Here is a 22,047-nt window from a genome sequence, read left to right on the forward strand (position 1 = left end):
CATGTACACACACAATAAAAATATTATAACTGCAGGTGTTCCTGTTGCTGAGGCTAAAAGAGCTATTGTTTTTTTGCATGGCCGCGGATCTACAGCTGAGGATATCATTTCTTTAAACAATCATTTAAAGGTGGATGATGCAGCTTTATTTGCTCCGCAAGCTACCAATAACAGTTGGTACCCGTATAGCTTTATTTCTCCTGTTGAACAAAACCAACCAGCTTTAGATTCCGCACTTACAGTGATTAAAGACCTTGTCGGCGAAATTATCTCTTCAGGAATTCCTCAGGACAAAATTTATTTTGTTGGATTTTCGCAGGGTGCATGTTTAACGCTTGAATATATTACCCGAAATGCTGCCAGATATGGTGGTGCGGTTGCCTTTACCGGTGGATTAATTGGTAAAGAAATAAACATGAGGAACTATAAAGGCGATTTTCAACAAACGCCAATATTGATAACAATAGGCGATCCTGATCCTCATGTTCCGGTAAGGAGAGTTGAGGTAAGCGAGGGTATCATTAAAAAAATGAATGCAAAAATTTCTATGAAGATTTATGCAGGAAGAGTTCACACAATTAGTCAGAAAGAAATCGAATTGGCCAGGCAACTCATCTTTGACGAAGTCTGATCAAAATTTGCTTAATAAAATTAAAATGGCACAAACAATATTACATACCGCTGCAACGCGTACACTTGCAGATCATGGCTGGCTTAAAAGCTATCAGACTTTTAGTTTTGGCATGCAGTATAACCCTGAAAGAATCCAATTTGGCGCCTTAAGAGTGCTTAACGACGATTGGGTTAATGGAGGAAAAGGATTTGGTGAACATCCTCATGACAATATGGAGATTATTTCCATTCCTCTTGAGGGGGCCTTACAACACGAAGACAGCCTTGAAAACGTAGCGGTTATTGAAGCCGGAGAAATTCAGGTAATGAGTGCCGGCACTGGGATTTACCATAAGGAGTTTAATAAAAACAGAAATGAACCGGTAAAGTTTCTTCAGATCTGGTTGTTTCCAAATCAACGCAATGTAACGCCAAGGTATCATCAGGAAAGATATGATACTTTGATGAAACCAAATCAGCTCACCCAAGTCTTATCTCCAGATAAAGATGATCAGGGTGTTTGGATTTATCAGGAAGCCTGGTTTAATATTGGTAAATTTGATAAGGGGATCAAAACAGATTATCATTTTAAAAACAAAGACAATGGCTTATATGTATTTGTAATTAAGGGCGATGTAAAAATTAACGATCAAATCCTGAATGAAAGAGACGGATTCGGCATCTGGGAAACTGAACATGTAACCATTGAAGCAATTAACAATATGGAAGTCCTTTTAATGGAGGTTCCAATGAATTATTAATTATGAAAAAGACCGAGGTTTTGGTGGTTTGTACCCATCAGGAAATTCTAAATACAGTTCTGAGGCTTGTAAATTCCAATACTGAAATGAGTGCAATAGGTGCAAATACACTGGAACAGGCAATTACAACATTTAGATCAGCAAACTTTGATCTGGTTTTGGTGGGGGCAGGATTAGAAAAGGCTGAAGAAACTGAGCTAGAGCATGTGATCAGAAAAGTAAATCGCAAAATTCCTATTGTATTTCATTACGGTGGCGGAAGCGGTTTGTTGTTTACCGAAATCTATGAGGCTTTAAAATAAAAAGAGCCGTTACAATGTAACAGCTCTTTATTTAATTTGTGTGTTTTATTTATCCAATTGGTAAAGCTTTATAGATCTGAGTCTGAAATACTGATCGTTATCTATAAATGTCGCTACGAAACCTACAGTAACAGGAGACTCAGTAGGTACGGTAAATGCTGTAGTGAACTTTCTTGGTGCTCCGGAATCTGGATTTCCGCTTGATTTTGTATAGCCCAAAACAATAGGATTACTTTCAACTTTATCAACGTCAGGTATTTCTCCTCCCTTTGCAATTACAGTATAAAACAAATTCTTCCATTGGTATCCTACAAAATCCAGCGTATAATAATATTGGCCTGCCGGAAGTGGTTTTAGCGTTGTCTGCTGAATTTTTCCGTTAATGATATCCGGTTCACCACCCCATGACTCCATCGACATACTATTTCCATCCCATTCGTCCCAGCCACCCATACCACCATCGCGTTGTAATACCGCAGCATTTACTCTCCAATCCGCTACAATACCCCATCTACTTCCAAACCTGGCCGATGGAACAAATTTAGGACCAACATTCAGCAAATAATCTAAAGTGATATCTTTTACTGTTCCATTACCTGTTACCAATTTAGAAACAGTAAATACAGATCCTTTTTCAGTCGTCACCTTTAACTTGGCGGTATATAAATTACCGGCCCCATACTCTTTAATTGGAGTTGCCTCTTCAGAAACAGCTGATCCATCTCCGAAATCCCACGAAAAACTCTTCACGGTAACTTTCGAAGACTTAACACTAAATTTCACCTTGTTACTACCCTGACTTGCAGCAATAAAATTTACAGCACTGTCCGGTATAATTTTAATAAGGACCACTTTTTTTGCAGTAGACCCATCCTCCGCTATTGCTGTTAAGTTGACTTCAAAGGTACCAGCACTAGCGAATATATGTTTTGGAGTAGTTTCATAAGAAACACTATCGTCACCAAAACGCCATTCAAGCTTTTTATATTCCTTGGAGTTATTCTTAAAGTCAAAGGTAAACGGATCATCTCCCGGAACAGCCTCAAAATCCACAAATGGTCTTTTCTGTTCAGCTGGTTCAACTTCAATGTCCTTACTTTTAGAACAGGAAGCGAAAATAACTATGCTTAATAGCAAAATAAAAAGTTTGTTCATACTATTTAAAGTTTGGTATATTTTTTAAACAACAACGATGATTAAATTTTAGCCATCGCTGCTGTTGATTGGTTTATTTTTATGTATTTACAAAATAATTATTTCTTTCTGGTAAATATCCATCCCCTCACATCATAAGCACCCACATTCATATAGAATTTCATGATATGTCTTCCTTTCGTAAGCTGAACTGTTGTTCTGTTTGGTTGCTGATCTCCGTAACTACCAGGTGTTTTGGCAGATGCTAGTATCCCTGTAATATTTACATCATCAAAGAATACACTGTACCTTCCATTATCTCCTGGCGCACCGATTAGGGAGTTCAACTCATACTCTCCGTTTTCCTCCACATTAACAGTATAGGTCAACCATTCACCATCAGAAGTCCATCCTACTACACTACGTGGAGTATAGTCACCCACATCAACATTATCATTTGGTCGGTAATCACCAACACCATCTTTACCGCCTGTATCGTGGAATGCAATTCCTTCACCGCCAAAATCGTACTGTGCAGCAGGAATCATATCAGAAACAGCACCAATGGCTCCTTTAATAAGGAAAGGAGTCCCAYTATAAGGCCTAAAATGATCCGGATCAATAACTACCACTATGCTTTTTTTCGTTTCATCAAGTTGGAATTTAGATGGGTTTCTAAGTAATAGTCCTATTGCAACTTTTTTCTTGGTGTTCTTCAACAATTCTGAAATTCTGGCAGTTAGTTCAAGTTTTGCGCTGTTCTCATTAGGAGCAAACTTAACTTTTGGATTAGTAAGTGCATAGCTACCTGAACTTAATACAACTGTATTTTTAAGCGTTCCGTTATTTATGAGTGCAGTTACTAATGCATCATTCGGTACCACATCCACTGTAAAATCGGAACCTGCAAGTCCTGCAAGAGCAAGATTTAGAGGTATCGTCAAATCTTGCGTGCCAATTGCATAATTTGTTCCATTTGGCACCAAATAAGGAGAGCCAGCCGATGCAAATGAGATATAGTGTACATCTTCAGCGGCAATCGCTTMAGCAGCATTAATAACAACTATAATGGCATTCTTATTGGCCTCAATTGCATTTCCTTTAGATGGAGCTGAAATTTTTATCGCCAGAGCCAATAACTTGCTATGGTTTCTCTCAACAAAACTTCTACTTACCGCCAGATTAAAAGTTGTACTCTTTATCCCATATGCAAAATCAATCACCGGAGGAAAATTAAACGTTTGTTCGGCCAACGCTATTGTTCCAGCAGGTAATGTCCCACTACCAACCAGTGTAGCAATAGTATCTAAATTAGATGTAGCCTGCACATTGAAAGCCGTTCCAGATGCACCGGATAAATTGATCGTTACTGGAATGATTAATTCATCGTTGTTTAATGTAAAATTTTCGCCACTTCCAATATCAATTCTATTTTCCACGCTAAGCTTGACATTAGCAGCAGTTTCCTTAGCGAGCACTCCTGATAGCTTTTCCTTTTCACATGACATCATCAGCATAGCTGTAATTGCCAAAAGGCATAAATGTACAGTAGTAAATATTCTTTTCATATCCTTAAATATATAATGATCTTTAAATAGGTTTTCAGGACTTACTTTATAAAGCCCTGAAAACCTTAAATTAATTTGCAATCCAAACTCTACCGTCCAATGCCCAATTTTCTTGCCTTGGAATATTAAACCAACTTAATATTTGCGTCGGAATGTCAGAGTTTTTTGGAACCAATACACCTAAGTTTGTGTTACTCGGAGAACACATTAAATCTGTGAATTTTTCCCAGCTATAAGCCCCTTCTAATTTAAAATCCGCCTGAAAGGGTCCATTATCTTTAAGTGTTGCTCCCGTTCCATCAACCATAGGCCAGTAACCAGCTAAATAATCATAGGCTGGGTGACTTTGGTCCATAGTAGGGTCACAAGAATACTGTTTAATAACCGTTTCTGAGAGTGCAGTTTTCCATATTTTCAATTCAGCTAGCTGAACGTTAATAACTCCTCTATCGCCATTAACATCACCTCCCACAAATCCAACTGTTAAAGGATCATTGTTGTTGTAGTTTGGAAATCCGGACAACTGTCTGTCATTTGTATGAGGTTTTGCAGGACTTGCCTCAAATCCACCTCCATTATTTGTAATCCCCTTTATTCCATCTGTATACAATCTGATATATCTCCTGCCATCCGCTTTTTTCTCTACGACAAATGTTAAATCATGCCAGGTATCTCCACTAAAGTCAAGACCCCCAACCTCATCACCATTTGAGTTGTCCTGACCTCCTGCTCCAAAAAAGCGCCAGCCATTATAAAACAAGCAAATATTCCATCCCGCCTGACCCCAGCTGCTATTATTCCTTTTACCTAATACCGATGGCCATTCATACCAATAATCTCCTTTTGAAGTATTTTTGGTTTTTCCTTTTTTGATTTTTACCGAAACGGTAAAATCCGCATCAGGGCCAAAATTAAATTCACTATTAGTAGCAGCTCCTTGCACTACACCTTTGATTTTTTCTGGTTCACCTTTAAATCTAATTGCTGTACCGGAATAGCTATTTCCTAAAAATGGTCTCGCAATGAAAGTAGGGTTATACTTGTTGTTATAAATTATAGTAAAGGTGTTGATATTCGTGTTACTAAAAAGAGTTTTATCGTCTTGTTCTACAGGGAGTGTAAATTGCCCCCCTTTATTAGAAGTTACAACAACCAACCAGTTCTCCTTGTAGTACGTAGGTCTTGATTTTAATGAAGCTAAAATTTCACCAACCTGACTATCAAACTTATTAATAGCTGCTTTATATGGCGCAAAAGAATTGTCAAATCCAGAAGCTTTTCCTGCCTTCTCAACACCGCCAAACTGCCCAACAATCAGAGATGCCGTATCAGTTTTCACAAATTCTACCAATCTTGAAGTTACAGCATCGTCGTTTCCACCAAATGACTCTGTAACGTCTGCCCCTTTGGTTAACTTACCCTTAAACACATCAGATGAAGCAAAAGATGCTATACGAAAACCTGGCCTCAACGATTTAATACGTTCAAATATAACCGGATAATTTTCGAGTTTATTACCAGCAAAATCCTCTGATAAAACGTTGTGTTTCTCCTTTTTTACTCCCGTCAGCATATCTGTCCAATTTGTTGCGTCGGTATAATTAGTATTATCACTTAATCCGGTCCAGGTATAAACTGCACTATCAATAAGGGTTCTTAATGTTGGAGTTCCCGCATCTCTAACTGACGTACCGCGTGCACCATCTACAATAAGGTAAAGAACCTTAGGAACTTTATAGGTAACGTTGCCATCATTATCAGGCGCATCTGGTATTACTTTATCAAAATCCTTATTACAGGATGTTGCAAACACCAGCAAGCATAGTGTTAGACTAACAAAATATTTGAATTGATGTTTTTTCATATTCTTTAATTTATAATTCATTTGGTTCATGTCTGGATTATATGTATTAATATAATCAATTTTCTAGTGTTACCCTAATAATATTATTCGTTTCTATGTTATCAAAAACAAAGAATGAACCCCCAATTAATAACGCTCTCTTATTATCTGCAGATTTCGTTTCAAAGACATTATTTATTCTACCTAACAGGTTACCTACATTATTATATCCTTCTGCAATTTCCCCCTTGTCAGTTGTAATAAGAAAGCCTTGTCTGTTCACCCCATCGTAAGTTTTAAAATACCCCCCTATTAAGCATAAACCATCACTAAGCTGTTTGGTGAAATTAGGATACCCCCCAACAAACTTTTTAGGAACAAACGATTGATCAACCGAACCGTCATAATTCAGCATAACCAAACTTTCTGATGCAACCCCATTAAATTTCTTAAATGTTCCGCATAACAGATACTTCTTGGTCGTCTCATTATAACTCGCGTAGTTTACGATAAAATCAGCTCCTGCTCCTCCTGGATTGAATGTTGCATCTATTGTTCCATCTGTGTTTAAACGGGTAACGTATCCTGCCGAAGCATCGTCAAATTTGGTGAAATTGCCATAAACCAAAATCTTTCCGTCGGTGTGCATCAATGTACTGATATACCCATTAGATCCCGGTAAACTCTTACCTTTAGCTCCCCCATAACCGGTCGCATTAGGATCGAATCTCCATGTTTTATCTAAAGTTCCATTTGGGTTAAAACGTACCAGTTGGCGCACGTCAACAGTATCAATAACTGTACTATCTTTTAACTGTCTGCTTGGTTGATCATAACGGCGAGACAGATAATACTTGAAGTTTCCCGATGCTATAATCTTATTATTAAATGCATATATTTCTGTAATAGCTGCATCCGTTCCACCATTAAATGTTGGAACATATATCAGTTTTTTTGTATAAGTCTCAACCAACATGGTGTCAACAGTTCCCTGGTTACTTACCCTGGTTATGTTATTAATGCCCCCTCTCTGTGCATAGCCGCTAAAAGCACCCCCAAGATACCATTGGCTATTTACAACGGCCATGCCGTAAAGGTCACCATTTGCAGCGCCTCCGCTCAGCAATGAACGATCCCAGGTTCCATCCGGAAAAATCCTTACAATACGGTTAATTGGCTTCACTATCCCCTTATTATCATAGTTCGTAAAACCACCCAACAACAATAAATTACCTCCCGCTACCTGATAAAACTTACTAATAAAACCATTTGTACCGGCTACTACTTTAAAGGTAGGGTCCTTTTTAACAAATCCGGTAACTGTAAAGTTCGGTCCAAAAACCAGCTGTCCATCAATAACAAAAGACGTAACTCCCGAACTGGCTCTTCCAGGCACTTTCGCTTTGATTCCGGTTTCAGTGATCTCCGTAATCTCTGCCTTTTCACCATTAAACAGAAACTGAATCTTATCTTTATGAGGCACTAAACCTGTCGCTTTAAAGGTAATTACAGTTCCTGCCATTCCAACTGCGGGAACAGGTATTTGCTGGCGATCAATCTTAATTCCCAAAGGTGCTATACCACCCTGATACGGATCTTCAAATGAAGTTTCCTTTTCTTTACAGCCACTTAACAATGCTGTTACAAGGATCATTGACAGACTTATATATTTAAAAAATTTCATATGCTTATCTTAAATTATTTCTATTAATATTTTAACTATTATAAATCTATCTGCTAAACATTACGTCATTATAAAAGTCAGCATTAAACCCAAATATATTTGCAGTAAAGTCATTCGGAGCTTCTCCTATTGGAGTACCTACACTAACAGCCAGTACATGTACAACACCATTACTTGGTTGTATATCCGATGATGCAACTGCCGCAGTCGCAAAATTATTAGGGTTTGATGGATCCCATAAATAAGAAATAGTTAATTGGCGGTATCCAACATACTTAACTCCATTTACGGAATTATATACAACACCGATGTTTGCAATATCTCTATCGTATGTGTAATAGTATGATCCCGGAAACAATTCCCTCAAATTAAAATCAACCTGAGGATAATCTTTTAACCTATATGAACCTTTAAAAATGTATCTTCCTAAAAATTTCCTCCATATTTCAGGCTGTACATCAGAAAGGGTTTTCAAAGTATCTCTTCCCGTATCGAACAACAATTGATTTAATCCACCCTGCAATTCGCGAATGGGGGTATTTACCAAACCAATAGTGCGTCTGATCACCTCATCTGTTGGAGCAAAGAAAGTGATGTTTTCATTTTTGAAAACATCTTCCATACCTGCCAGCTTAACAATTTGAGCGATAGTGTCAAATTTGTTGTTCGACTCCAAATACTGCATTATATTCCCATTAAAAACCGGGTTGGCTTTACCACCATCATTATAATAGTCGTCTTTTTTACAGGAACTTATTACCATTGCCAGCAAAATCAATAATATTGCCGTCGGTTTAAAGTATCGTTTAATAATATTTTTCATGTATTTATCTATTATTTAAAATTAAAGACCTGAACCAATCCAATAGTTATTTAAACTCATCTTAGGATTATTGAACAATGCGTTTGGATGAATTGGCCAGGTCCAACCACCCCTGTTAAACTTATCTGAAGTCAATGGATTATCTGTCCACTCTTTACTTAATACTCTTTTAGTTCTTACCAGGTCAAAATAACGACTTCCTTCTCCCATCAGTTCTTTAGATCTTTCCAGAAAAATTGCATCTTTCAAATTTGTATCTTTACTTCCGGTTGGGTACGGCGGAGCCACGGCCCTTCCCCTTACAATATTTAAACACTCTATTGCTATCGGATCTTCAGGATTAAGATTAGCCAACGCCTCTGCACGTAACAAAATAGCATCGCTATAGCGCATAATTAAATATGTATTGTCTGGATTCAAATCCAAATTAGGATTGTTTGCATCTGCGAATGTATTTAATGCAAATTTCCTTAACTGAAAGGTTGAAGCATTTTGATCAAATGGAGCAACAAACCAGATTGTTAATCTTAAATCTGATTCATCCGGATAAAGTTTTCTCATATATTCTGTTGAAAATACAGAGTAGCTATATCTGTGAGTATACTCAGGTTGCTTGTATGGGAAATGGATAAATGCATCTCCAAAGGGCGAATATGCATTAGCCTGCGCAAATGGGTCATTCAAATCCTGATTGTAATTCAGTGTTCTGAACAATTCAAAAAGACTTTCCTCAGAACGGCCCTTTACAACTTTAGCCCATTCACCTAGAGGAAGCAGACGAAAAGCTTTACTGTCCATAATCTCTTTTCCCAATGCAGCTGTTTCCTGATAATATGAAGTTCTATTAGCAATATCAAACCCTGCATTCCACATATTCATATTCATCAATAAACCTATTGCTGCACCTCTGTTTGCCCTCACACCCCTCAAAGATGGATCAGTAAAAGTTAACGGTAAATCATTTCTAAAATCTTTAAGATCAGCAATGCAATTATTTATAACAGTTACCATATTTTCTCTTGGCAAAGGATCTTTTTGAAAGGCATCAGTATAATAAACTACATCCCCAAATAAGCGAACCATCTGAAAATAACAAAAACAACGAATAAATTTGGCTTCAGCTTTATAGCGCTTAGACTCTTCAGCCGTTAGTGCAGCAATACCATCGTCGATTTTACTAATCATCAGATTAGCCGATTGTATCACTCTGTAATATTCATCCCATTTGGTTAAATCGCTAAAATTATAACCAGACCAAGCTGGTGGTGGTGGTCCGGTAGATATCGCGGCCAGCAGGTACCTGTCATTAACAGTAGTTAAAGGAACATTCTGCTTATCGGTACTTCCCTGAGGGTTTGGCGTTTGCCTGGTGTGCCCCCCGATTAATCCAGATGCAGAACGACCGGCGCCACCTTCTGCCGCAGGAATTACCTCTCCCGAGCGAAATTCACCTGTTGCTCCAGCAAAAGCTGTTCGTGTATATTTATCAAATAACTCACCATACATATCGGTGATATTTGCTTCCATATCCTCCCTGGTCTTGTAAAAATTATTTCCTGTAAGTTTATCTATGGGAGTAATATCCAAAAATTTCTTACAGCCATATTGTGAAGCGCTTACAACAATAAATAAGCAAATAATATATTTTTTCATGTCTTATTAGTTTTGTGACTTCAATTAAAATTCTACGTTAAAACCAAGATTATATACTCGGGGAACCGGGTAACCATTTGAACCATCTCTACCAATTGCAGTAACCCCCTCCGGATTTGGACCGGTGTAAGGAGAAAAAGTAACAATATTACTTGCCGAAAGGAAGGTACGTATATTGTTCAAACCAATACGTCTGGCCATTTTTTTAGCAAATGAATAAGAAAGTGTAATCTGGTTAATTTTGAAGTAACTTCCGGTTTCCATCCAAAGCGTTTGTTCATATCTGTAATTATTCGCAAAAGCGTTGTGTGCATAGTCGTAAGCATTGGCAAATCTGGCGTTGGTATAACCAGGGCCTGTCCACATATTTAAGTCATTAACAGGAACAACAGTAAGTGGATTTTTGCCATAAACACCATCTTTGATACCAAACGGATTGTTCAGCAACCTTAACCTGTCTGCAAGGGCATTATTCAAAATAGAACGTTTTGCAGTATAAGTAGCATAAATATTAAGGGAAAGGGTAGAACCCGATGGCATAGTATAACTCAAAGTATTAGATAAACCACCTGTCAACACGGGCTGTGTATTACCAACAACTTGTAAATCTCTTGAATCCAATACATAATCACCATTGGCATCATAGAAACGTGCATCGCCACCCTGGAAGGAATTAAGAAAATCTCCGGAATCATTATTCCTGTATCTTAAACCTGTAACAGGATCAATTGGTACATCGTTTGTTGAATCGTATACACCCTGATTTACATATAAGTAGTTAGCCAATGAATTTCTTCCAATTCTTTTTGCTAAATGCTGTGAATAACCAGAATTAAAATCAAACTCAATAAACTGTCCGTTATACTCTTCAGGAAGTTTTGTTAAAACGTCATTATTCCAGGCTCCGTTTACGGATATAGTCCAGTTAAATTTGCTGTCTTTAGCTAAAGGCCTGCTTGTAAACGATAGCTCATATCCATAATTTGCAAGTGCTGCATCATTACTTGTATATTTACTAAAAGCAAGGGTATTAGATAATTGACTAACAAACAGTTCATTATCAACCTTTTTATAATAAGTATCAAAAATAACATCAAGTTTTCCGTTGAATAGACCTAAGTCAAAACCAAGGTTAAATTGGGTTACTTTTTTTGGCCTAAGCAAAGGGTTAGGTACATATTCATAATCTATTCCTACCCGTGGATTATTGTTATAGAAACCACGTGGGATGTACTTTCCATAAATATCGATCAAATTTCCAACCGGAAAAATGTTTCTACCCGCCGTTACCCGAATATCTCCATAATTTAGCCATTTAAGATCTTTAAGCCAATTTTCTTTATTAAAGTTCCATTTCAAACCCACTGAAGGATTCTTAGAATATGGTTCTTTATTTCCGTTATTGGAAGTACCGTCAATACGATAAGTTAAATCAAAAATGTATTTCTTCTCAAAATCATAAGTAAAAGCCGCCGCAAATGAAATTTGATTCTGATCGTAAAAAGAAGTTAAAATACCACCGCCCCTAGAGTAATAACCATCATATCCTAATGGTCCTTGAAATTGATCATTTGGCGATCTTTCTAATCTTGTAATACTTGATTGTCCCTTTTTAATATACATCTCACTAAAAAGGTTAAGAAAAAAGTTATGCTTCTCATTTAAAGATCTGGTATAAGAAACGTTATTTCTATTATATAGCTGCGAGGTATATCCATAGAAAGAGTATATCTTAGCAAATTGATCGTTAGCAGCAGCAGGCGTAAAAGTATCTTCAGTATCTACATTATAATCATAACTAGCCGCAGAAGTTAAATTTAATCCCGGGATTAGCTCATAACGTCCCTCAATATAAGTATTTAGGTTCTTAGGTCCTGCATCTGTATTTGTTTGCAGGGCTGATAATACACTACTGGTTGCCTGAAAGAATGAAGGCCCGGGCAGTAATGACGATTTTTGTCCGTCGGCTGCAACACCCGTTTGTAATAACCCTACTCCATTTGCCTTTTTGATCTTACCTACGTTACCTCTTATGGATCCAAAAAAACTAATTCTTTCAGTAGGTTTATAGTCCATATTCATATTCAAACTATACCTGTCAAAACCAGTATTTTTGATAATACCCTTATCAGAAAAGTAACTCAGGTTCGTCTTATAACTAAACTTGGTATCACCACCATCAAGCTGAACGTTATGTGTTTGATTATAGGTATTTTGATAGAAAACGCCCTGCCAATCGGTTGAATTGTTGTAATAAGGATTCAAACTATCAGCTAAGAAAGGTGTATTTGAAACCATATACTGATCTCTGAATCTACCATAGGTATTGATCTGATATAATTTTAGCTCACGTTCAGCATTCCCACCCAAAATACTGCGGAGTTTAGGAATTGCATTCATGTAAAAGTTACCGGTATAACGGATACGCGGAACAGCTGAATTTCCTCGTACAGTTTGTATTAAAATTACACCATATGCACCCCTTGAACCGTACAATGCCGTAGCTGTTGCATCTTTCAATACCTCAATACTTGCAATATCTTCCTGAGGGATCAATGAGATTGGACTCACCCCAGGGCCTTGTTGTTGAAATCCATACTCAGAAGCTTTATCTGCATCCATGGGAACGCCGTCAATAACATATAGTGGCGAAGTAGGTTGAAGAAATGTTTCATTTCCCGATCCAGTTGTACTGATAGTTGATAAACCGCGAATGTTAATTGTACCACGTAAACCAGGAGCACCAGTATTTAACTGGATATTTAAACCCGCCACTTTACCTTGTAACAATTGCTCCACATTTGATACCGGAACATCCTGAACTTCTTTACCGGAAACGATAAAAGATGAACCGGTTGTTACCTCTCTTGTTCTTTTTTGGTAACCACGAATTACTACCTCCTCCATCGTTTTATTATCCTCTTTAAGAGTTACGTTCAATGTGGTTTGCCCGGCATTTAATTTTATAGTTTTTGTTCCATAACTTACATATGTAAATACTAAAGTTGCACCATCATCAACACTTACTGAATAATGGCCTTTACTGTCAGTTTGAGTAAGTACTTTAAGTGGCTTACCGGTGGCAACACTAACACCTACCATTGTATCGTTAGATCCGCCATCTTTTACTGTACCACTAACAGTTACCTTCTTTGTTTGCGCCACCAAATCCTTGCATAGAAAAATGCAGCTGAAAAAAATCGATAGCAGAATTACTTGTTTTCTCATTGTATTAATTTTTATCATTAACATTTCTATTCGTCTTCAAATTTTGGATTCACAGTTTTAAAGTGAAATACAATTTCCCAATCACCTTTTTCATAAATGGCAAACTGCTGTGAAATCACACCTTGCTCTCTGGCACCGCCAAATCCTCTTCGCGAATAAACAAACTCAACATATGCTGTAGATCCGCCAAATGTGTTTGTTATGCCACCCGCTGTAAACCTTGTCGGAATTCTGGCAACAGGGATTGGGTATGCAACATCAAACTTTACGTATTCGCTTGTTCTTTCCATATTAAAACCATGCACCAGTTGATCCCATTTAGTTTCATTAAACTTGGCCGGATTTATCGCTACTGAATCTTTATTCAAAAACTTAAATCTTAATGAATTGCCAGTTCCACCAGGTACTTTTCTGATATATGTATATACAACTCCTTTTAACCCGCCTCCATTCGCAAACAAATCATCATTGGTTCCCTCACCTTTCATCCCGGAAATATTGGGATAATTGTGTTGTAAAGTAGTTCCATTTGCTGTGGTGGTATTAGGCTTACCGGTAAATTTGTTAATATCTTCTGCAGGAAAATATGGTATCTCTCTGTATGGAATTATAGAAAGGTTTTTAATAATTCTCGTTCCTCCTGAATTCTTAACCTTCACATCGAAATATCTGATATCCTGAGGATAAGTTACAGAATCCCGGGGCTTAAAGACTTCACTTGTAGCAGAAGGCCAAAGAATAATATCACCAGAAGGTCTTACCTCAAGCATCGGGCGCTCTTCAATTTTCCTTTTTGCGTCAATTTCGGCTACACTCTTTTCATTTCCGGTATACTCCTGAGTCCACACCAGTACCGGTTTTTTGGCCAGCATATCTTCAGCCGACCTTCCATCTCCAAACCTTGCATTTACAATTTCAAAGGTCATAGGGGCTGAGGAATTATCGGGATTAAAAATGCCCTGATATAAATTTAGCCTACCCAAAGTCGGAGGAAATTCTGTCATGGCATAAGTCATTTTAGTGCTTAAATAATCCTTTTCTTCAGGCAGATCAAAAATCTTCCTGCATCCCGAAAAAGCAATTATCATGGCCAAAAATAGAACTACTCTATATTTTAATATGTTGTACATAACATTTATTAATTTAAATTTATCTGTCCTCATCATTTGTAAATTGTCCTAAAGTTCATAGTCCATTCAGACAACTGGAATAAATCATCACCGGTATTACTCAAGAATACTATACGGTAGTGTTGCCAGGCAATCTCATTATTAAAATCATAAACCTTATTCTGGAAGTTAGATTCAAATACCATATCCTGTCTGGTATCTAATACAGTCCAGTCTGTTCCATTTTGAGATCCTTCAACTCTCCAGCTCTTCGGATTACGAGAATATTCTTTCGAGTCATTTGCAGATGTCAATGTGTAAACATTGGATACTACAGGTAAGCTAGGGTGCCAAATGAAGTAAACTGGTTTAACATTCTGAACATTAAAGTGACAGATAAACTTAGTTAACACATTATCATCAAACAACTTAATGAATTTCTCTCCCGGATTTACCGTTCCATCCTTGTAGTCAGGGTTATTAAATTTAACCTCCATTGTACCAGTAACCGTTTTAAATAAGTTTGTTGGCGGTGGAATAAACGTAAGTCGTCTTGCAAATTCATCGTATCCAAACACATGATCTGGCTGTATTAAATGTACAATTCCATTTTTCGCCTGAATGTTAACTGAACTTGTATAAGCAAATGCCCAGTTCGGAGTAAATACACTTCTTTTAGTATTGGCAAACTCAATCACTTCGGGACCGCCATTTTGCATACCTTGAGCATCAGCGTATTGGCGTTTTCCATGCATTGGATAATTTCCACGTACACTAAAAAGCTCACGGCCATCTCCCAAAGAAAAATCTGTCGATTTAAAAAGTCCCTTTACAATATACCTGGATACCATCGTATCCAAATGAGCACTATCATTTTTTGCTTTTTCCAGATCAGCCAAAGCAGGTGCAAACCCAGACGCTAATTCGGTTAAAAAGATAGCTCTTTTGCCATTAGCCCTTCTTGCATCATTTAAATTTCTAATTGCCAGCTGAAAACTTGGGTTAGAAACCGCAAATACAGACACGCTACTATCGGTAAGAATACTTTTCATTTTAAGTTTATCAATTACCAGCAACAATGAATCATAAACTCCTGGTTTACTTTTCAGGTAATCATAAATATTTAAGGAAGTACCTGGATTGATATCCTGAGTAGAATAATAGCCTTTTTCTTTCTTACAGGCCACTTGAAATATTATGGCACTAAACAAGAATGCTATTAAATATCTACTATATAAATTTGATTTTTTCATATCTATTAATGTTTAGTTATTTCCAATAAGAGTTTTGTACCAACTCAGGATTTTGGTCAATAAGAGATTGAGCAATAGGCCAGTAAATTCCACCAGAATTAATTAAAGCAATAAACTTCGGATCTCTTTGCACAATTTTATGATACCTAACCAAATCGAACCATCTGTAACCTTCACCCATAAATTCCTTATTACGCTCATTAAAAATCGCTTCAATAAGATTCCCACTGCGCTCGGGCGAGTACGGCACATAACTACTATTAGTAGCTCCCACATTATCAACGTTATACCTAAATGCTCTTACTATATTTAGCGCATCGATCGCTCCTTGTCTTTCCCCTAATACAGCCAAAGCCTCAGCTCTCAACAGTGTAACATCTTCCAGCCTTGTAAAGAGTATAGCACTTGAAAATATTCTGAAAGTTGGGTCTGATGATCCATCCTGCATACATTTTATCTTACTAAAAATTGGATACTTACCTAGGAAATTTGTAAAATAAAGCTGAGAGTGAGTAACACCATTACTATCGATATTAAACCTGCCATCATTAGCTTCTTTAAATATGGATAAGATTGAATCCTTTGGTACAAAAATATCCGGTAGATTTTTATTTACAATTGGCTCTGCAAGTGTAAGTGATTCAATATTACCTACGAATGTGGCATCCTGATGTCCAAAGATAAAACCAAATCCCAACAGCTGATTATTATTCTTATCAAAGAAAAGTCCTCTGCGACCTGTAAGATAATCGGTTGGATTATAAGCCATTGCCGCTTTACCAAAATTATCAAGCACAATTTTGGTATAAACAGTTACGTCAGCATATTTCCCTTGCCATGCAGCCGCCTGAGCAGCAACAGCATAGGCACTTAATTTTCTAACCAGGGTTCCATTCCATCTTCCTTCTCCTTCATTATAGTACATCCCCGGTTGCTGAATATCGTTTACACTGTATCTATATGGTAACTGTTCAGCAGCTGCCACCATTTCGGCCTGAACAAACTCCATAATCGCGTTACGATCTGATCTTTTAACATTTTCAAATTGTCCGTCACGAGATGAGGTAATAAAAGGTACATCACCCCATATTCTCACCATGTAGAAGTAAGCAAATGCGCGCAAAAATCTTATTTGCGCTATATCTACAGTCATATTGTTATCCGTATACCTGGCATCTTTCGCTTTAACTTCTTGGATACGCTCAAGGAAAATATTTGCAGCATTTACAATTGCATAAAATCTTCTCCAATTAGAAAGTTCTTGAACCACTGGATAAGCAGCCTTCAGGTCATTTCTTATAATGGCTTTCAGATCCTGACGTAAAGGGCTATCAAAATTTCCCATACGCACATCACCATAAATCCAATGGCCATTGTTATCTGCTAATGCTGCCCTGGTTAACCCATATACCCCAAGCAGTTTAGCTCTGGAATCTTCCATATTGTTCCAGGAGTTCTGTTCATTTACCACACGGGTTGAGTTTATATCTAATGCTTTTTTACAGCCACCTGCTACCAGAGCAAAAAAGATAAGACTCAGCAAAACTATTTTTTTCATTTCGTCTATTTTAAATGGTACTTAATGTTATTTGTCTATGTGTGATATTAATTAAAAATCCATTTTTACACCTAGCATATACGTTCTAGGAATTTGCATTCCGTAACCTGTATCGTAACCAGTATAGTTTACGAGCTCTGGATCTTGTCCTGTATATTTAGTAAGGGTGAAAATATTATGCACACTACCATAAACATAAAATCTTTCAAGTCTTGGCATTTTCTTTTTCATCAATTTCGTTAAATCATAACCTAACGACACAGTTCTCAATTTTAAGAATGAAGCATCTTCAAGGAATAAATCCTGATTGGCCTGATAAGGAGCCGACGAACTCCATGGGTTATACAAAGGGTATTTTGAATAATCTCCCCTTTTTTCCCAGTAAGTAACCTCTCTAACAGAGTTGATATTATTTAACCCTTCGCGATTAACAAAATCAAAACGGTTTGCCATTTCCTGATTTATTAGATCTCGTCCTAAATTGAAATACATATTTACACTGAGGGTCCAGTTTTTATAACCGAAATCGTTATTAAAGCCTCCGGAAACAAGCGGAAGGGCATGTCCGGTCAAGGTTCTGTCGCTATTATTGATAGTATTATCTCCGTTAAGGTCTTTCCAAATCGGATCTCCAGCCTTTAATGTAATGGCATTATAGCTMATTTTTTGACCGTTTGCTCCCACCGGAACTTCCGCATCGGTATTAAAAATACCTTCATTCTTTAATAACCAATAGCTATCTATCGATTCGCCGACTTTTAAAAGTCTGTCACCAACAATCAATTCAGATAAACCACCCGGCAAAGCTTTCAATTTATTTTTATTGAAATTTAAGTTAAGTGAAGAAGTCCATGAAACCTTTTTTGTTGACGGTAAGATATCAGCACTAATTGCAGCATCAATACCAGTATTTGCAATAGACATACCATTTCTAATAACGGTAGTGTATCCGTATTCAGCAGCGCCAGGTACACCTAGCAATTGATTTTTATCTTCTTTAGTATATACATCAACTGAAGCTCTGATCCTGTTTTTCAAGAAAGCAACGTCAACTCCAACATTTAACTGATCCTGATAAGCCCATTCCAGGCCATAAGGAATAGCACCGGCATTATATGGTCTGGTTAGTGTTCCGAAACCGTTATATCCAGGTGCAATTAAATTACCGGTAAAACCAATAAAGGCGGTATACTGAGGGCCCTGAGCATAATTATCAAATAGCTCGGCCCTACCCATACGACCTACGCTGGCACGTAAATTCAAATCTGAAACAAAATCGTTCGTTCCAAGAAAATCTTTCTTCATATTCCAGCTTCCAGAAAAGATCGGTGAATAGAACCATCTATTAGTCGGTTGCTGATTCGAAGATGCATCAGCACGTAACATAGCAGAAAAAGTATAAATTTCTTTATAATTGTAGCTTGCTTTTCCTGTAAATGAAACCTGATTGTTTCTGGTTTTATCTAAAAATTTCCAAACAAGTTCTCTCCTGAACACAAATGGCTCTAAATAATCACCTCTATTCGGATCAGATTGCAACAAATTAAGTTTTACGAAATCGTTAGCTCCTTTATAAGCATATGCATAATTGTATTTATAAGTATCATACTGAAATGAAGAACCTACAACGAAGTTAAATGTATGTACATCATTAATCTTCAGATCATACGTTGCCGTATTATCAAAAAACACTCTTCTACTGTACCCATAATAATTTGAGGCATAGTTTGTTGTTTGCAGCAACGTTCTTGGATAGAATATATCTCTGTAGCCCTCATTATGATCCAATCCGAAAGTAGAATTGAATTTAAATCTGCCCAGATCTATACCCAGACTAACCAATCCTTCTACAATATTAGACCTGTTGTCATCAAATCCTTTGTCAAATTGATCCAGATATTCACCATATTTTAACTTATTAGGGGCAATTGGCGAACTTAAATCAGGTATGTAGTTCACTTGTGACAACCTATCTCTAACATTCTTATTTCGTTGACGGTCAACACGGTTCGCGTTAATAATAGCCGTAAACGCCATCCATTCAGTTGGCCTCATGTTAATCTGAAAACGAGTATTATAGCGATCTGCACCAGTATTGTCTGCAACGCCCCCGCTGGTAGTTGTACCCACCCCAAAACGGAAGTTAGCTCTATCACTACCACCCGAAATTCCGGCGTTCACAGAATAAGCAAGTGCATTACCATAATAACTGTCGTTCCAGTTAGATGGTCCATAAAAGTCATTGTTTAACGAGTCACTTAAATAAAGAGGATAAGAGTCGTTATCAGAGTAACTACCATTGGCAGTATACTTATTGTAAAATTGTCTTCTAAAGTCGTTCTCGAACTTACCGTTTATAGTAGTTACCGCACTAGGCTGTGCTAAACCTATATACGATTCGAAGTTTATTTTTCTAATTGTCGAGTTCCTTTTACTCGTTAGCAAAATTACTCCGTTAACTCCTTTTGGTCCGTAAACAGATGTAGCACCAAGATCCTTCAATATCTGCACAGATTCTATATTATCCATGTTGATATTGGCAAGTGTATTTGTTGCCGGACCTATTCTGTCAAATTTAAATTGTTGGATGTCGTAAGCAAAAGGATGCTCACCAACTAACGGTATCCCATCAAGAACAACTAGCGGCTGCGTAGCAAATTGTTCACGTGGCGATACAAGCGGCTGTGATGTTCCGCGGATAAACATGTTCTGAACTGTACCTGGCTCACCAGACGATTCCTGAACATAAAGGCCAGCGGCCTCACCTTTTAAATACTGCTGTAATGTAATCGCAGGAAAAATAGCGAGCTTTTTAGGATCGATATCATTTCCTTTAGATTCTAAAGCCGAAAAAACGGTCCTCTTGGACTTAGGCTGGAAGCGTGTAGTGTCTACTTTAAGTTTGGCAGAATCCTCTTCAGCAGAATCAGTCTGTTGTTGGAAACTCATCTTAAAAGAAGAAATATCCGACACACAGGCAGACCTAGCGGCATTGCCAAAAGAACATGTTGATGAACACAACAAACCCAGGAAAGTTATATTTGCAATAAAGCGCATAACAGATAATTAAGTATTAACTGATTGAAAACCTTTTTTAATTTGATTTTATAGAAACTAATAGATTAAATTTTAGATACACGTACGCCAGATCGCCTGCCAATCGAGCAGATTGAACAGCAACAAGTAAAAAATTTAAAATATTTTTAAAACGATTTAGCTAGGTATCTCCGCAACCAATAGATTGCATAGCCCAGCTTCAGCATTTAAAATTGGCATGTTATGCCCAAGAAAAAATTTGTGATTATGTCGTGAGGATTCACTACATAGCTTTTTAGTAAAAGTTTGATTCATAGTTTGGCTTATTAGGTTAGTATTTGGTTTCCCGACAATGACTTATGGTGCTAAATCGATTATCTATAACAATAATACGAAAGAAAATTTAAATTCCAAATCTTTTACATCATTTTTTTTACACAAAATCACATAAGTGCATTCGATTGCCAAATAAGCCCTATTTAACCCATACGCCCATACTATAACGTTATCGTAACAATCGTTTACGTAACAGCATATAGCCATCATCCTCAGGCATATGAAACCGCAAACTTTATACATATATATTACATGTATGCTGCAATTATCACGTTGTAGTAATTATTAAAATATAAATACATAAACATGTCCTTTTTAATGAATGAAAATTTGTTATTTTGAATTATATTAAAAACAGGCCCCTTACACAAAACAGATATGCCAGTTAAGCAAAAAAAAGAAAGCGGAAACAACATTTTATCGATAGATATAGGTGGCACCAGCATCAAAGCCTGTATATTAAGTTCAAAAGGAGATCTGCTCTCTGAATTTAAAAAACTTCCTACCCCAAAAAACTCAACACCGGAAGAAGTTATTAAAACCATTAAAGAATTGGTATCATCGCTCGAAGACACCTTCGACAGGATATCAATCGGCTTTCCCGGATATGTTAAATGCGGTAAAGTAGAAACAGCTCCAAACCTGGCCAAAAACAAATGGACCAATGTTAATCTTGCCCAACAGGTAAGTAATTTATTTAACAGACCTGTAAGGCTTATTAATGATGCCGACCAACAAGCACTTGGAATTGTAAGTGGCATAGGCTTCGAAATCGTATTTACAGTAGGTACCGGTTTTGGTACTGCGCTGGTATTTGACGGCGAACTACTCCCCCATTTTGAGCTTGCTCATTTACCGGTAACAAAAACAAAGGACTATGATGATTACATAGGAACCAAAGCTTTTGAAAAAATTGGAAAAAAAGACTGGAACGAACGTTTAGAACGTATCATACAGATCTATAAAACAGTATTCAATTACGACACATTATATATAGGTGGTGGAAATTCAAAGCACATTACCTTTGAGCTTGATCATAACATTCATCTGGTAACTAATAAAGATGGCATCAAAGGCGGTGCTAAACTTTGGGAAGTTGCCGAAAAATATCACGTATACACAACTCGTCCTAACGACAAATAAAATA

General features: G+C 37.2%; 15 protein-coding genes. 4 read left to right on the forward strand and 11 right to left on the reverse strand.

Annotated features, from left to right (window positions below; all coding sequences use genetic code 11):
- Position 1 precedes the first annotated feature (1 nt).
- Genes AC1DDK_RS00410 through AC1DDK_RS00420 form a run of 3 tightly spaced genes read left to right on the forward strand, consistent with a single transcriptional unit; the run spans position 2 to position 1,675 of the window.
- On the forward strand, positions 2–631 hold the full coding sequence (locus tag AC1DDK_RS00410; RefSeq protein WP_477611729.1) for an alpha/beta hydrolase: 630 nt from the start codon (positions 2–4) through the stop codon (positions 629–631).
- Positions 632–656: 25 nt separating this feature from the next.
- On the forward strand, positions 657–1,373 hold the full coding sequence (locus tag AC1DDK_RS00415; RefSeq protein ID WP_337715081.1) for a pirin family protein: 717 nt from the start codon (positions 657–659) through the stop codon (positions 1,371–1,373).
- Positions 1,374–1,375: 2 nt separating this feature from the next.
- Positions 1,376–1,675 carry a response regulator gene (locus AC1DDK_RS00420; RefSeq protein ID WP_172663715.1) on the forward strand — a complete coding sequence of 100 codons (300 nt, stop codon included), beginning with the start codon at positions 1,376–1,378 and terminating at the stop codon, positions 1,673–1,675.
- 45 nt (positions 1,676–1,720) lie between these two features.
- On the opposite strand, the gene AC1DDK_RS00425 is transcribed toward AC1DDK_RS00420, so the two are convergent.
- From AC1DDK_RS00425 to AC1DDK_RS00475, 11 genes are all read right to left on the reverse strand, one after another.
- Positions 1,721–2,830 (reverse strand): DUF5013 domain-containing protein, encoded by a 1,110-nt coding sequence (locus AC1DDK_RS00425; protein WP_337715082.1) that lies wholly within the window; start codon positions 2,828–2,830, stop codon positions 1,721–1,723.
- Between the two features lie 98 nt (positions 2,831–2,928).
- Positions 2,929–4,377 carry a hypothetical protein gene (locus AC1DDK_RS00430; RefSeq protein WP_477633741.1) on the reverse strand — a complete coding sequence of 483 codons (1,449 nt, stop codon included), beginning with the start codon at positions 4,375–4,377 and terminating at the stop codon, positions 2,929–2,931.
- 70 nt (positions 4,378–4,447) lie between these two features.
- On the reverse strand, positions 4,448–6,241 hold the full coding sequence (locus AC1DDK_RS00435; RefSeq protein ID WP_337715087.1) for a DUF4983 domain-containing protein: 1,794 nt from the start codon (positions 6,239–6,241) through the stop codon (positions 4,448–4,450).
- 55 nt (positions 6,242–6,296) lie between these two features.
- The gene (locus AC1DDK_RS00440) at positions 6,297–7,904 is read right to left on the reverse strand and encodes a DUF5008 domain-containing protein (protein ID WP_337715088.1); all 1,608 of its coding nucleotides are present in this window, start codon (positions 7,902–7,904) and stop codon (positions 6,297–6,299) included.
- Between the two features lie 46 nt (positions 7,905–7,950).
- A complete protein-coding gene (locus AC1DDK_RS00445; RefSeq protein WP_337715090.1) occupies positions 7,951–8,727 on the reverse strand; it encodes a fasciclin domain-containing protein in 777 nt (258 codons plus the stop codon).
- Between the two features lie 21 nt (positions 8,728–8,748).
- Entirely contained in the window at positions 8,749–10,380 is a 1,632-nt protein-coding gene (locus AC1DDK_RS00450) for a RagB/SusD family nutrient uptake outer membrane protein (protein ID WP_337715092.1), read from the reverse strand.
- A 24-nt stretch (positions 10,381–10,404) separates the two neighbouring features.
- Positions 10,405–13,608: a SusC/RagA family TonB-linked outer membrane protein gene (locus tag AC1DDK_RS00455; RefSeq protein WP_337715094.1), complete on the reverse strand. Its 3,204-nt coding sequence runs from the start codon at positions 13,606–13,608 to the stop codon at positions 10,405–10,407.
- Between the two features lie 26 nt (positions 13,609–13,634).
- Entirely contained in the window at positions 13,635–14,738 is a 1,104-nt protein-coding gene (locus AC1DDK_RS00460) for a DUF5007 domain-containing protein (protein ID WP_337715096.1), read from the reverse strand.
- Positions 14,739–14,770: 32 nt separating this feature from the next.
- On the reverse strand, positions 14,771–15,970 hold the full coding sequence (locus AC1DDK_RS00465; protein ID WP_172663724.1) for a discoidin/SUN/FTP domain-containing protein: 1,200 nt from the start codon (positions 15,968–15,970) through the stop codon (positions 14,771–14,773).
- A gap of 16 nt (positions 15,971–15,986) precedes the next feature.
- The gene (locus tag AC1DDK_RS00470) at positions 15,987–17,528 is read right to left on the reverse strand and encodes a RagB/SusD family nutrient uptake outer membrane protein (protein ID WP_337715098.1); all 1,542 of its coding nucleotides are present in this window, start codon (positions 17,526–17,528) and stop codon (positions 15,987–15,989) included.
- A gap of 51 nt (positions 17,529–17,579) precedes the next feature.
- A complete protein-coding gene (locus AC1DDK_RS00475; RefSeq protein ID WP_477633742.1) occupies positions 17,580–20,477 on the reverse strand; it encodes a SusC/RagA family TonB-linked outer membrane protein in 2,898 nt (965 codons plus the stop codon).
- 801 nt (positions 20,478–21,278) lie between these two features.
- Here AC1DDK_RS00475 and AC1DDK_RS00480 point away from each other — a divergent pair.
- Positions 21,279–22,043, forward strand: a complete 765-nt coding sequence (locus AC1DDK_RS00480; RefSeq protein ID WP_172663727.1) for an ROK family protein — start codon at positions 21,279–21,281, stop codon at positions 22,041–22,043.
- The last annotated feature ends 4 nt before the right edge of the window (positions 22,044–22,047 follow it).

The organism is Pedobacter sp. 05T44 (assembly GCF_056395985.1).

Excerpts from the sequence above, each read along its gene's own strand:
- AC1DDK_RS00410 (WP_477611729.1), top strand. The coding sequence starts at position 2 with ATGTACACACACAATAAAAATATTATAACTGCAGGTGTTCCTGTTGCT.
- AC1DDK_RS00415 (WP_337715081.1), top strand. The coding sequence starts at position 657 with ATGGCACAAACAATATTACATACCGCTGCAACGCGTACACTTGCAGAT.
- AC1DDK_RS00420 (WP_172663715.1), top strand. The coding sequence starts at position 1,376 with ATGAAAAAGACCGAGGTTTTGGTGGTTTGTACCCATCAGGAAATTCTA.
- AC1DDK_RS00425 (WP_337715082.1), bottom strand. The coding sequence starts at position 2,830 with ATGAACAAACTTTTTATTTTGCTATTAAGCATAGTTATTTTCGCTTCC.
- AC1DDK_RS00435 (WP_337715087.1), bottom strand. The coding sequence starts at position 6,241 with ATGAAAAAACATCAATTCAAATATTTTGTTAGTCTAACACTATGCTTG.
- AC1DDK_RS00440 (WP_337715088.1), bottom strand. The coding sequence starts at position 7,904 with ATGAAATTTTTTAAATATATAAGTCTGTCAATGATCCTTGTAACAGCA.
- AC1DDK_RS00445 (WP_337715090.1), bottom strand. The coding sequence starts at position 8,727 with ATGAAAAATATTATTAAACGATACTTTAAACCGACGGCAATATTATTG.
- AC1DDK_RS00450 (WP_337715092.1), bottom strand. The coding sequence starts at position 10,380 with ATGAAAAAATATATTATTTGCTTATTTATTGTTGTAAGCGCTTCACAA.
- AC1DDK_RS00455 (WP_337715094.1), bottom strand. The coding sequence starts at position 13,608 with ATGAGAAAACAAGTAATTCTGCTATCGATTTTTTTCAGCTGCATTTTT.
- AC1DDK_RS00460 (WP_337715096.1), bottom strand. The coding sequence starts at position 14,738 with ATGTACAACATATTAAAATATAGAGTAGTTCTATTTTTGGCCATGATA.
- AC1DDK_RS00465 (WP_172663724.1), bottom strand. The coding sequence starts at position 15,970 with ATGAAAAAATCAAATTTATATAGTAGATATTTAATAGCATTCTTGTTT.
- AC1DDK_RS00470 (WP_337715098.1), bottom strand. The coding sequence starts at position 17,528 with ATGAAAAAAATAGTTTTGCTGAGTCTTATCTTTTTTGCTCTGGTAGCA.
- AC1DDK_RS00480 (WP_172663727.1), top strand. The coding sequence starts at position 21,279 with ATGCCAGTTAAGCAAAAAAAAGAAAGCGGAAACAACATTTTATCGATA.